Genomic DNA, 12966 nt, shown 5'->3' with positions numbered 1-12966 from the left:
AAGATATTAACTATGACAACAACTCTAAATAAAACCGAAATGATGGAGTCACTCAAAACACTTAGAAGCGAGCTCGAGTTACTTAAAAAGCCTTATTCGCAGCCAAAAACAATCTATTATAAAACGGGGCCGGGAGATTATGCAGAGCATGACCAATTTATAGGTGTAAGCGTCCCTGAATTAAGAAAAGTCGCCAAACGTTATCAAACCGTATTACCCTTTTCTTTGTTACAAGAGTTGTTGTATTCATCTATTAATGAAGAACGCTTATTAGCGCTATTAATGTTAGTAACTCATTATCAAAAAGGAGATATAGACCTCAAGCAAACGATTTTTCAATTTTATTTAACTCATATCAATCAGATTAATAACTGGAATTTGGTTGACGCTTCAGCCCATTGGATTGTTGGGGCGCATTTATTAGATAAGGACAAAACACTCCTCTTCACCCTTGCAGAAAGCACTAACCTTTGGGAAAAACGTATCGCCATTGTCGCCACTTGGTATTTTATTCGAAATAATCATTTTGATTGCACTCTTAAACTTGCAGAAAAACTGCTATGCGACGATCATGATTTAATTCATAAGGCCGTAGGCTGGATGTTACGAGAAGTAGGAAAACGTAACCAAGCTATCCTCATCGAATTTTTAGATAGCCATGCTTATCGAATGCCAAGAACCATGCTGCGCTACGCCATTGAACGATTGATGCCAATAACGCGAAAAAGTTATTTATTAGCTAAGCCAATCGAATGCATTTAGAATCATGGTTGTTCATGAAATAAAGCAATTAGTTCTTTACTGGAAGAACATCCTAAGGACTCCATCAATTTAGCAATCATTCCTTCAACTGTTCTGTAAGAAACATGAGTTTCACGCGCAATTTCTTTAGCTGTTTTTCCTTGTGCCAACAACTTCAGGTATATGGCTTGTTGTTCAGTTAGCTCAACTTTCGTGTGAAATTCCTTATGGTATAAAGTAAAATCTTTTTTCTCCAAAATTGATGTTAGGTTTTTTTGGGGTAACATTTCTTCATTCCCCACCACAGCCGTCACAATACAACGTGTATGCTCCTCTAATTTCCCATCATCACCATGCATAGTGAGTGTAGCAACCTCTTTATATAAATTATCTCGCTCATCATGTAGTTGCTCAAAAAAATCGCTCAAACTTGGTATAGGCAATAAACTTGTAGTATTGCGTGCAGTACGATCGATTTGGACCGGAGTACTCACATCCAAAAATACAGTCATTTCATCGTGCAATAACTGACGATTTTTTAATGACAAAACAACGCTGGAATCCGTTGTCACAATGATATGCTCTTGGGTGCAAAGGGAAGTTAATATATCAAACTGACATTCATAAAAAGCATCACTCCCAGGGCCTCCAAGTATTTCCCACACATGTCGTCCAACATGGAACTCTAACCCCAAATCCGCATCGACAAATCGCCACCCTAATGATTGAGACACAGACTTTGCTAATAATCCTTTACCCGCACCATGATGACCAACAATAAAAATTCGTTGAGGTTGATTCATTCTTACTATCTCCTAAAACTAAATGATGTAATAATTATACAAATAGACCATAAGATGCATCAATACGTAGAACTACGTGAGTATTGAGTATAGGATTATTATTCTAATCTAACAGAAAAATTAATTTTGGGAAAAATAGCAGTATTTTTTTCTTCCAAGCATTCACTTGAGAGTACACTGATTGATAAGATAACAAGCAAAACATTGCTAACAATTTCTATGAGTAAATATTCTATGCCCAACTATCTGCATCTCGCCCTGAAATCCGAACGACTTCAGTTAATCCCTATTTCACTAAACTATGCCGAAGAGTTGTGCAAAGAATTTACCGCTGAAATTACAGAACATATGTGGCCAAGTGCTCCGAAAACTCAAGAAGAAATTAACCAGCATATTTCTGAACAACAAATCAAAATGCAGGAAGGCACTGAAATCGCATTAGTCATTTTAAACGAAGAAAACCAAGCTTTTTTAGGATATGCCTGCCTGCACCAAGCGAATACGAAAACACCCGAATTAGGTATTTGGTTAAAGAAAAGTGCTCATGGATTTCACTATGGTTTTGAAACAATTAATTTATTAAAAACATGGGCTGAAACTAATCTTGTTTATGATTATCTAAAATATCCAGTTGTAAGACATAATATCCCAAGTCGCAAACTTGCCGAAAAAATGGGTGGCATCATTCAAGATGAATACATCAAAACAAGTGAATCAGGCAAGTTGCTTGATGAAGTAGAATATCGATTTTATGGTGTACCAATGACAAATACACAACCCATGAATATTACTGAAAGCTTAGTGCGCGAGCTCATTGCTCAGCAATTTCCACAGTGGAGTCATCTGCCTATTCAAGCTGTAAACAATAGCGGTTGGGACAATAGAACCTTTCACCTAGGTACAGAAATGCTCATTCGTATGCCAAGCAGCGCCGAATACGCAGGACAAGTGGAAAAAGAGCAAGCATGGTTACCCCAATTGGCCCCACATCTTCCTCTTCCGATACCCGCACCGCTTGCGATGGGAAAACCCAGTACCCTGTATCCTTGGAAGTGGTCCATTAATCATTGGCTTCCTGGAGAAACAGCAGCGGTTACTCCCATTAATGATTTACCTGAATTTGCACATGATTTAGCTCTATTTCTTAAAGCGCTCCAGAGCATCAATTCAATAGGCGGTCCTCTTGCTGGGCCCCAGAGTTTTTATCGTGGTGGTGATTTAGCAGTTTATGATTCAGAGACACACAAAGCCATCGAAAATTTGAAGGACAATATAGATTTTCATTCTGCAACACAAGTTTGGGAAAAAGCACTCTCCACCTCATGGCAAAATCCACCAGTATGGGTCCATGGTGATGTGAGTGTTGGCAATTTATTGCTTTCTCAAGGAAAATTAAGTGCGGTTATCGATTTTGGCCAACTCGCAATCGGCGATCCTGCTTGCGATCTTGCTATTGCCTGGACACTATTTGAAGGAAAAAGTCGGAGCATTTTTTTAGAAACACTAGAACTTGACTCAAAGACTTGGGAACGAGGACGTGCCTGGGCTTTATGGAAATCAATGATGTACCTTGTGAATCAACAAACAGAGATGAATTTTGAAGCAAAAAGAGCATTGCGCACAATTCATGAAGTGATCGAGGATCATAGGAAACTATCATGAAGAATCCTCACATAGAATGGGCACTTAGTGCCTTAAACAATTTAGGATTTCAAATTGAACCCACCAAGCCCGAAATAATTCTCGATACAGCTTGGTCAGAAGTGTGTCGCTTTCAAACGAACTTTGGATTGGTTTATTTGAAGAAGGTTCCTTCTGCATTGTCATTAGAAACCAACGTCATTCAGCTATTGCAGCAACAATTCAATGCTCCTGTTCCGCAAATCTTGGCTCATAATCAGGAACTAAACTGTTTTTTAATGCAAGATGCTGGCATTCCTTTACATGATGTCTTTAAACAGGAATTTAGACCTAACCTTTTAATTGATGCCATTCATCATTACACAAAGCTGCAGATAGACTCAGCAGATAAAATAAACCTCCTTCTTGATTTAGGCGTCCCTGATTGGCGCCTGCAACAATTGCCAAGACTTTATAACCAATTAATGAATGAAGAAGAGTTATTAATTGGCGATGGATTAACTCAAAAAGAATTAAAACAATTAAAAAATTTAGAGAGTAAATTACAAATTCTTTGTGACCAATTAGCCAGTTTCAAAGTGCCTGATACTTTTGGCCATGCCGATTTTCATGATAAAAATATCTTAGTGAATCTCAATACTCATCAAACCACGCTGATTGATTTAGGGGAAGTTGTTATTACTCATCCTTTTTTCTCATTCGTTAATTGTTTGTATCGTGCAACAGAACATTTAAAACTACCAAGCAGTCAATATAAGAAATTACAGGAGGATTGTTTTAAAAACTGGCTCTCGATAGAGTCCTCTGCGCATTTGCTTGAGATCATTGCAATTATTGAACAATGTTGGGCTATACATGCGGTGTTGGGCGAGTATCGCCTAATTAAAAGCATCGACCCCATCGCATCAATAACACTGTGTCGACAAGGCCGATTTGCTGGAAAATTAAGAGCTTGGATAGAACAATAAAGCGCTATTATTGACGGACCAACCGGATATTTTCTCTACCAAAAGGACTATTTTCTGTGGAGCGATAGGGGTTAATATCCAATCCTCCTCGCCGAGTATAACGTCCATAGATTGATAATATTTCCGGTTTGCAACAGTTCATAATATCCACAAAAATCCGTTCAATACATTGTTCATGAAACTCGTTATGATTTCTAAAGGAAACAAGGTATTTTAATAAGCCTTCTTGATTAATCTTTTTTCCTTTATACGCAATTTGTATGCTTCCCCAATCGGGTTGATTAGTCACCAAGCAATTTGATTTTAATAGGTTAGAATACAATCTTTCTTCCACTAACTCGTTTTGAACACTAAGAAATGATGGCTCAACCAAATAGACAGAGCATTCAACATCGAGATGGTCAATGCACTCACCTTTCGGTATTTGTGATACAGCGTAGTGTTTTGCTTGTTCCAAAAGATAAATTTTAACTGAAACTGGAGCTTCTATACGTGCTTCTAAATCATTTTTTATTGTATTTTCTAACTCACTAATACTTTTTATTTTGGTATTATTGAATGAATTAAAATAAAGTTTTAATGACTTGGATTCGATGAGTTTGGGCGAGTTACAATCATAAAAAATTTCACCAATCCCAACCATCGGTTTACCTTTTTCGTTGAGCCAAGAGACTTCATAATGATTCCAGCAGTCAAAACCCACAAAAGGAGGATGGGGGCAGGATCAATGCCAATTTCTTGTCGCTTACCTGCTCTGGGAATAGGATAGAGTCGATTGGGATTATAGGTGGAATCATAGTCTGATTTTTTACCTAACTCTGATTCATTAACGGATTGATATTTTTTTAATACAGCATCGCTCATAGTATTTAACTCCAATATTTCAATAATTTTTGCACTACTTTGCCAATTGATTGGCTGGTTTATTTCCAGTTGACTGGCAATATACGTTAACAAAGAGGCTGCTTCATTTATTTTATTAGCCTTTTCACTCAATTCGCGGGCTTGAAGGCTCATTGATGCGGCCAGATTAAAGTTTGGATTCGCAAGGATTTCTTTAATAGTAGATAAAGAGAATCCAAGGAATTTTAAGGTGATAATTTGTTGTAAAATAAGTAAATCAGTTTCAGAATACAAACGATAGCCAGAATCAGAGCGCTTTGTTGGTTTTAACAAACCTACTTCATCATAGTATTGCAATGACCGAATTGAAAGAGAGGTCATTTGGCTGATTTCTTTAATTTGATAATATTTCATAAGCATCATCTCCTTAATTGATGATTCTAAGCTATCACGCAACGTGAGGGTCAATAGTCATTTTATTCAAGAGAATAAAAAAATTGTTTGTTTCATGTTAAGATGTGCCGCTTCATAGTTATATTTACTGCATAGTGGTTATTATGAGCCCAAATACTATTCAATTAAATCAAAATCATGGGGGACCACTCCACTACCTCGGAAATAGGTACCTCACTCTTCCAGATTTAACAGGACATATGTCCCCTGATACCAGCTGGTTGAATGAACATTTCTCTGTATTATTGGCGAATAATAAAGGCCAAAAATACAAGAAAGCTATTGAGCCTTTTTCAGGTTCTGCTTCTTGGAGCTTGGCTGCAATGGAGGTTGGCCTTGCAGAAGAATATATTGTCAATGACAGCAATAAAGTTCTGATTAATATACTTCAATTAATTAGAGACAATCCTACGCTTGTTAAAACCTCTTATGCTGCGTTAATAGAAAAATATGATGTTTCCCTATCGAAGAAAGATTTTTTCCTTAAAGTGATTGAGAATTACAACCAGACAACTGATGAGGAAAAACCATTATTGCTCCCCTTTATCATCAATCATTCATGGGGAGGAATTCTTTTTTATGATAAAGAACTGAATATTATCTATCGCGAAGGTGAATTATTTGAAGGAAAAAACGCCAATCGATTTCTTGAACATGCAAATTTGTCGTTGGAAATGTTCTTGTGTGAGATTGACCGAGTATCTAACCTTCTTAATGTAAATCAAGTTTCATTCAGAAGTGGTGATTTTATGGACGTGATTTCGATCGCGACACCTGGTGATTTTGTGGCGCTGAATCCTCCTTATCCAGAGAATGAGCACTCAACGTTTGAAAAAGCTGGGATGTATACTGAACTTTATTCACCTGAAAAACTGCACCAAAATTTGGTTCACATCGTTCACTATCTTGAAAGCCAAGGTATTCATTATTACATGACTTATGGGTTTTATAATCCCAAATTCAGAAACTACGTCTTAGCTAATAAGAACCAGCAACCAATTAATTACTTTCGTGTTCTCGGTTATAAGCATTGTGCTTTTGGAATAGGCCTTGATCAGATGTACTTTACTTCCCAGTTTTCAATTCCCAAAAGGATAAACATATTCAAAGCAGAAGAGGTTTTAGGGAACCAAGATTTAACACCTGAAGAAGCACTAGAACAATTTAAACGACTTTCAAAAAAATGTTTTGCTGTTATTTACCGAGCCTTTATTAAGCCTGGGCTTGAGATGGAGTATCAAAAGGCCTGGCATCAGGTCGCTTCCTATTTTGTGCAATATCGCGGAGCGTTAGGTTCTTGCCTGCATAAAACTAACGATGGTATGTGGCTTGCCTATTCTCGTTGGCCAGATAAAGCGACTCGAGATGCTTCTTGGCCAGGCGACAATGCACCATCTGAGATGTTACCTGATGACATTAAAAAAGCGCTTATAACCATTCAAGAGAGTATTGATCAAACGCAAAAACTACCCGAAATTACTATGGAAGTTATCGATGATTTATTGTATTCAAACTAATTTTAGAAGATATAACTCATGAATCAAGCCGCAAATTACCAACTAGAGCTTGTTATAGACCCCAAGCTACTAGAACAGCAAGATAAAATTATTCGTGATGGGATAGTAAATTTTAATGCTCCTTTTACGGGAACCAAACCAGAGCGTTACTCAATCTATGTGAAAGATAACGAAGGTACTATTATTGGCGGTGCTATTGTATATGCTCATAAAAGCTCAATATACGTTGATGTCCTCTGGGTTAATGAAGAATACCGTGGTCTTGGTATTGGTGCTGAGATATTACGCAACGTTGAAGTCGAAGCAATTAAACGAGGGATTCCAGCATCAACATTAGATACTTTTTCTTTTCAGGCAGAAGGGTTTTATTTAAAACAAGGCTATCAGCATTTAGGAACAATTAACAAATACCTAGAAGGACATGATCGGATCTATTTGAGAAAACAATTGAAGAAAGAGTAAAGGCATATCCCCCATAAAAGAAATATACCTTGAAAAAGAACAGAACAAACGAAGCATCTATTTTCCGAAGTTGATCTTTTATTGGAACTGATCGTAAAAATTCATAAATGAATTAGAAAGGAAAGGGAGGTAGCTGACTCTTATCTCTAAGCCAGAATGGATGATGCCATTCTTCATAGATAGAAACTGGCATATTGCTTTGCTTAAATTCATCAAAAGATAAGCCGCAAAGAATCCATTTAAGGAATTCCCCGCAAGTTTCTGGACTTATTAAGTGACCGGACTGATAAGCCTCATCAAACATTTTATGCAAATGAAATGAAGTTGTTTCTCTTAAAATTTTTTGAATTCTTGTATCCACTTCCCCTGGAATAACACAAAACACACCGATATTTTTCTCGGCTAACTCTTTTCTCACAATAGCCGTTACTTCATCCAAACCTGCTTTACTGGCACAGTATGTTGAACTTTCTTTAAGTTTCAAAGTGGCTGCCCTTGATGTAACAAATAAAATCCGAGACTTCTCAGGCATCCCTACCGCGAGAAGTGCTGTTAGTTTCATGGGAGCTAATAAATTAACCTGGAACACTGCGTCAATACTGTCACAATCATATTCAGTTAACGGACGTGGAGGGCTTTTCATTCCTGCATTATGAACTAAAAGATGAAGCGGTATATCAGATTCATTAATAATTTTTGCAACCTGTTCAATATCACTATTGCGGGTAAAATCCGATTGAATGGGAACAAAACGAGGAAATAGCGCTTTAGTATTCATCATGAAGCATTCCTTGAAACTTAAGTTAATTTCGTGCGATATGGTAATCAAAGTTGAATAAAGTTAACAGTTTATTCTTAATTCACGTGTTACTAATTGAGTTAATTCTGTAATACTCGCCTTGACTTGAATAATAGTAGGCAAAACCTGAAGAACCTGTTCAACACCAATATTCTGCTGCTCGCTATCAGAGCTAAAAGAACGCTCTATATTATACACCAGCCAATTGATCCAATTACCAAGAACACCATAAAAGGCGGCCTCTAAATGATCCTGATTTATAGTTAATCCAGATGATGCATATATTTTTAGCATTTTTATAAATAAAGATTTATGAAAAAATGGGGTAGTAATTCCACTCCAATCAAGAGCACAATTGACTATTTCATAGGTAGGATTAAGTTTTCGCGCAGACTCCCAATCGATGAGAAATGGAGTATCATTTTTATCCCATAAAACATTTTTTTGATCCAGATCGCCATGGGTTACTACACTACTACTTTGTAAAATAGGTATTACTTTTTGATAGAGCTCATTAAGCTCAATTATAATTCGTTGATTACTTTTTAATTGCTCTTTAAACACCAAATTTTGGCTTGCTGACTGGTCTATTAACACACTAATTTTTTCATTGGTATGAATATCAAATTCTTGAGTGCTTAGTTCAGGGACATTAAGATTAATACAATGAATTTTTGCCAAAAAGGCAGCTATTTTAAGTGCATGCACCTCAGATATAGCGTCTTTATTTAATGCTTTTGCTGCTATCCAAGGATAAACAAGAAAAGCTTCATCTTCCGAAAGGATTAAATAATTATTTTCTATTTTTAGAGCATGGATTGCAGGTATCGTATGCTTGGAAAATAGGAAGGCTATCTCTTCTGTCAATTCATATTGGGATTTAACTTCTTCAGTCAATTGGATCCTGCTATTGAGTTGTTTTACAGCAAACTGCGAGCCATTGCACTCCAGATACCACATTTTATGTAAAAGACCGCCATAGACTCTTTGAGGCAAGTCACAAGGTTGGTTTATCTTTAATTTTTTACAGATTGTTTCTAGCTGACTTCTATTCACTATGAACCGCCTTAAGAATGCCTTGTGTTTCTAACTCTTCATTAAAAAATTTAACAAAAAATGTTTTGCTTAACTTGGGATTTTTTTTATTGATTCTCGTAAATTCTGCTGTAAAACCGCATTTCTTATAAAATTCTGGCGCTTGAAATGCACTAGTCACTAAATTGATATTATTAAAGCCCTGACCTTTGAAATGATGTTCTAGAGCAAGCAATAACTGCTTACCATACCCTTTACCACGATAAGCGCTATCTACCCAAATATCATCCACATAAATTTCAGAAAATGCTGTATAGGCATTAATCACCCCAAAAACTTCTCCTTGGGCAGAAGAAATAGTCACTGAAAAACATCGATAATTGACGTCGATACCATGCTGAGCCTCATAGGCAACAAATCCCTTTGTCATTCGGTTTTCTGTTGTCTCATCAAGCTCATCAACAAATTGGATTTGATATTCTTTCTTGCTTTCTAAAGGTTCCCCTACATTCTGTACATTACTATCAAAACGAAAAATAACTCGCTGAGGCTGATGTGGATCATAATTGACTGTTTTAATTTCTTCCTGGAAATTACCCATTGTAATTTTTGCAATAGTTTTGCGCCAAAAGTTAAGCGCTGGCTTATTTTCCGGAATCACAGAAATTTCCCATAAGCCTGGATGCATGTTCCAAAGTTCAGAGGAAACCAAAAAACCTAAACCTTTGCCTTGAAACTTTGCAGTAATGAAAAACTCGCCCATATTCCACATAGTATCTGGGTAAATTCCTTCTTGATTTAATAGGGCAAAACCTGCTAATTCATTACCTACTTTAATCAGAAAGGCTTTTCTTGTCGGCTCTTCAAAGTATTTTTTAAAATCGAAGCTTTCATAAAGGCCATCGGGAGGCAAAGCCCAATCCTCTGAAATAAAACCGCAGTCACGAGAGAGTTCATATACATAAAATCGTGCCATATTTTGGATGATAGGATAATCATCTAATGTTGCTGTCTCAATTTTTAAAGCAGATTGTAATTCTTTGATGTTCACAGCACTTTCCTTAAATACAGTTTTGCCATATGACCTTCATTCTGATAACCAAGCGATTTGTAAAAATCATGAGAGCCCTCTTTGGCTCGCCTAAGTCCCGATGTCAAATCAATGATACAGGGACTAAACTGCCTGGCAAATTCCTCAACAGTAATCATAAGCTTTTTACCTATTCCTTGATTACGATATCCTTGGTCGACCACAAGGCCTTCAATATGAAATCTTGTTGTTTCTGAAACAAAAAGATAGCTCTTAGACCAAGCAATCCAACCAACAACTTTTCCAGCAATTTCCGCAAGAAGAACACCGTAATGCAGTTCATTAGTAAATAGCTCAAGTCTTCTTTGCAACTCATCAGGCGATTGCGGATAGCCCAATTGCTCCATTAAAGGGTGAAGATGTTGAGCATCATCAATTACTGCTTTGCGGATAATCAATTCAACAGACATTTTAGGACTCCAGATTCACTCTATCCCCGGATAGATTAGGAGATGAAATCACCAAAAAAGAAACCAAATTTCCGGAACTGTTTTTCACTTTATGAGCTGCCCATGCTTTAATAGTTATTCCTTCCTGTTCCTGCAACACCTGTTCATAATTTTCAAACTCAATAACCAATTGTCCTTGTAAACAATAAAAAAATTGTTCTGTTTTCTGATGATAATGCTTTATCTCACAACTTCCAGCAGGCATCGTTTCATAAATAACACTAAACTGCCCCTCATTTTTTAACCACCATCCATCGCAACCTTGTCCCCATTTAAAATGGAGTGCATTGTTTATTGAGACAGCCTCTTCTCTCACTACAGATTCTAATACATGCGATTTTAGGCTTTGACTTAAGCCGGAGACTGAATCACCATTTAAGAGCCCGATGTCTGTTGTTTCTTGAAATTCTTTACGCAAAAAATAAAAAATAGAATTTTTTTGAAATCCATGCCGCTCAAATTCAAGTTTGAACCCTAATTTTTTATAAAATTCTATTGCCTCCCAATCCATAGTGTTAACTGTTGCAAAAGCGCAGCCTTTCTCACTACCATACTTCAATGCCTTTTGCATGAGTTTTGTTCCCCATCCTTGATGTCTGATGGATTCACTCACCCAAAGATTATCGACATGAAGACCTCCATAGAGTGTTCCGCCACTACAACCACCCACAATGCTATTGTCTGCATCACGAATAAAGCATGCAAAGAAATCTAAAGATTCGAAGCCTCTTTGTTGTTTGGCATACGCCTTAATCCCATTTGTTAATATTTGAACATCATCAGGGTTTGGATTTTCTAAAAACGATAACTTTAAAGTCATTTAATTTATCCCACTGTAGGAGACCAGGCACCATGCTCCACATAACTTGCCTCATCACTGCCTGACCAAGGTGGCATAGTAACGCAAATAAACACTAAATCTGCTGCATCACTTCGATATTGAAAATGTGTTCCCAAGGGAATATCGATGCTGACTCCAGGTGTTAAAGGCGTAATACTCTCTTCATCGTTCAATTTACGCCAAATTGCACCGTCACCAGAAAGGACATGCCAAAATTCAGATACAGTTTTATGACGAACTGCTTTGGAAATTGTTCCTGCTTTCAAAGTACAGTGAGCCATTCCACCTAAATGATTATTCATCAGCAATCGAACTTCAGCACCTGCTGGAGAGATATGTTGATACTCTTTGGGTATTTCTTGTGTATTCATTTATGCCTCTATTAAAACAATGTTCTCATCAGTAGTGGTTATTTCTTTTTTTAAATTTGAATTGTAACGCAAGCATTATCTGCATCTAAAGTAACCACTTTGCCAATTGGAAGAATGCAATTTTGCTTACCGTGCCCATAGGGAAACTCTTTAATGCAAGGTACTTTTAATTTTGAAGCCCATTCATTGATTACATCTTCTACCGTACCATCATGCTGATGCGAGTTCTTACTTTTACAGTGTTCAAATGTACCAAAAATAACGCCAGAAACTTCATCAAAAATTCCTGCTAAATCTAGTTGGGAGAGCATGCCATCAATATTATAGGGCTCGACACCAACGTCTTCTACCAACAAAATACTTTCTTTAAAACTAGGCAGATAAGGTGTGCCCATTAAATTAGTCATCAGAGTTAAATTTCCACCAAGTAAAGGGCCTCGACTAACACCTGCATGAACCTTTATTCCTTTGGAAATTATGTATTCTTGGCCTAATAAAGAAGAAAGTAATGTTTTTTTAACCTGGGTACTCAAATGAATAGTCAAAGTAAATCCTGTATAACTTACTAAGCCACTGTTTTTAAATAGGCCTAATTGCAACGCGGTGGTATCACTAAACCCGAATAATTGTTTTGGGTTTCTCTTAATTAATTCATAGTCTAAAAAAGGTAAAATACGTTGTGAACCTTGTCCGCCTCGGGTTGCAATAATTGCTTTCACTTCAGAATCTTTAAAGAAATCCATCACATCATTGGCACGTTCACTGTCTTTTCCCGCTAAAAATCGTTCTGATGCAAACATATGCTTTGCATACTTTACCTTAAATCCATTCAACTTTAATAAATGAACTCCCGCTTCTATATCCTGTTCCATAATAGGGCTCGACGGTGAAATAAGCCCTACGATATCTCCTTTTTGCAGTGGTGCTGGACATAGAATCTTCATTTATTACCT

Annotated in this window: 13 protein-coding genes and 2 pseudogenes; 5 read left to right on the top strand and 10 right to left on the bottom strand. The window is 36.9% G+C overall.

What is annotated here, in order from left to right; all coding sequences use genetic code 11:
* Nucleotides 1–12: 12 nt before the first annotated feature.
* The gene (locus Lsan_RS12005) at nucleotides 13–762 is read left to right on the top strand and encodes a DNA alkylation repair protein (RefSeq protein WP_014845051.1); all 750 of its coding nucleotides are present in this window, start codon (nucleotides 13–15) and stop codon (nucleotides 760–762) included.
* A 2-nt stretch (nucleotides 763–764) separates the two neighbouring features.
* Here Lsan_RS12005 and Lsan_RS12000 read toward each other — a convergent pair whose 3' ends face one another.
* Nucleotides 765–1544: a shikimate kinase gene (locus Lsan_RS12000; RefSeq protein ID WP_014845050.1), complete on the bottom strand. Its 780-nt coding sequence runs from the start codon at nucleotides 1542–1544 to the stop codon at nucleotides 765–767.
* A gap of 234 nt (nucleotides 1545–1778) precedes the next feature.
* Here Lsan_RS12000 and Lsan_RS11995 point away from each other — a divergent pair, with 234 nt between their 5' ends.
* Nucleotides 1779–3206, top strand: coding sequence for a GNAT family N-acetyltransferase (locus Lsan_RS11995; RefSeq protein WP_019350464.1), 1428 nt, complete (start codon nucleotides 1779–1781; stop codon nucleotides 3204–3206).
* On the top strand, nucleotides 3203–4153 hold the full coding sequence (locus Lsan_RS11990) for an aminoglycoside phosphotransferase family protein (protein WP_014845048.1): 951 nt from the start codon (nucleotides 3203–3205) through the stop codon (nucleotides 4151–4153). Before Lsan_RS11995 ends, Lsan_RS11990 begins: the two co-directional genes overlap by 4 nt.
* 7 nt (nucleotides 4154–4160) lie before the next feature.
* On the opposite strand, the pseudogene queF reads toward Lsan_RS11990, so the two are convergent.
* A pseudogene (gene queF / locus Lsan_RS11985) lies at nucleotides 4161–5017 on the bottom strand (NADPH-dependent 7-cyano-7-deazaguanine reductase QueF).
* A gap of 240 nt (nucleotides 5018–5257) precedes the next feature.
* Nucleotides 5258–5377: pseudogene (locus tag Lsan_RS23000) on the bottom strand (MerR family DNA-binding transcriptional regulator); the annotation flags it as partial.
* A gap of 176 nt (nucleotides 5378–5553) precedes the next feature.
* On the opposite strand from Lsan_RS23000, the gene Lsan_RS21585 reads away from it, so the two are divergent.
* Both Lsan_RS21585 and Lsan_RS11975 read left to right on the top strand, forming a co-directional pair.
* Entirely contained in the window at nucleotides 5554–6966 is a 1413-nt protein-coding gene (locus Lsan_RS21585) for a DNA adenine methylase (RefSeq protein WP_019350465.1), read from the top strand.
* 18 nt (nucleotides 6967–6984) lie between these two features.
* Nucleotides 6985–7428 carry a GNAT family N-acetyltransferase gene (locus tag Lsan_RS11975; RefSeq protein WP_014845044.1) on the top strand — a complete coding sequence of 148 codons (444 nt, stop codon included), beginning with the start codon at nucleotides 6985–6987 and terminating at the stop codon, nucleotides 7426–7428.
* A 112-nt stretch (nucleotides 7429–7540) separates the two neighbouring features.
* On the opposite strand, the gene Lsan_RS11970 is transcribed toward Lsan_RS11975, so the two are convergent.
* The 7 genes from Lsan_RS11970 to Lsan_RS11940 are packed head-to-tail and all read right to left on the bottom strand — an operon-like array spanning nucleotide 7541 to nucleotide 12957.
* Nucleotides 7541–8209 carry an SDR family oxidoreductase gene (locus Lsan_RS11970; RefSeq protein WP_014845043.1) on the bottom strand — a complete coding sequence of 223 codons (669 nt, stop codon included), beginning with the start codon at nucleotides 8207–8209 and terminating at the stop codon, nucleotides 7541–7543.
* Between the two features lie 60 nt (nucleotides 8210–8269).
* Nucleotides 8270–9283 carry an aminoglycoside phosphotransferase family protein gene (locus Lsan_RS11965; protein WP_014845042.1) on the bottom strand — a complete coding sequence of 338 codons (1014 nt, stop codon included), beginning with the start codon at nucleotides 9281–9283 and terminating at the stop codon, nucleotides 8270–8272.
* Nucleotides 9276–10313 (bottom strand): GNAT family N-acetyltransferase, encoded by a 1038-nt coding sequence (locus Lsan_RS11960; protein ID WP_014845041.1) that lies wholly within the window; start codon nucleotides 10311–10313, stop codon nucleotides 9276–9278. The genes Lsan_RS11965 and Lsan_RS11960 overlap by 8 nt, the downstream gene beginning before the upstream one ends.
* Nucleotides 10310–10762, bottom strand: a complete 453-nt coding sequence (locus Lsan_RS11955; RefSeq protein ID WP_014845040.1) for a GNAT family N-acetyltransferase — start codon at nucleotides 10760–10762, stop codon at nucleotides 10310–10312. The genes Lsan_RS11960 and Lsan_RS11955 overlap by 4 nt, the downstream gene beginning before the upstream one ends.
* A 1-nt stretch (nucleotide 10763) precedes the next feature.
* On the bottom strand, nucleotides 10764–11621 hold the full coding sequence (locus Lsan_RS11950) for a GNAT family N-acetyltransferase (RefSeq protein ID WP_014845039.1): 858 nt from the start codon (nucleotides 11619–11621) through the stop codon (nucleotides 10764–10766).
* 5 nt (nucleotides 11622–11626) lie between these two features.
* Nucleotides 11627–12013: a cupin domain-containing protein gene (locus tag Lsan_RS11945; RefSeq protein ID WP_014845038.1), complete on the bottom strand. Its 387-nt coding sequence runs from the start codon at nucleotides 12011–12013 to the stop codon at nucleotides 11627–11629.
* A 50-nt stretch (nucleotides 12014–12063) separates the two neighbouring features.
* Entirely contained in the window at nucleotides 12064–12957 is an 894-nt protein-coding gene (locus Lsan_RS11940; protein ID WP_014845037.1) for a S66 peptidase family protein, read from the bottom strand.
* Nucleotides 12958–12966: the final 9 nt, after the last annotated feature.

This window comes from Legionella santicrucis, assembly GCF_001468135.1.
In the GTDB taxonomy this organism is placed as follows: Bacteria; Pseudomonadota; Gammaproteobacteria; order Legionellales; family Legionellaceae; genus Legionella; species Legionella santicrucis.
This window is presented reverse-complemented; position numbering and strand designations above follow the sequence as displayed.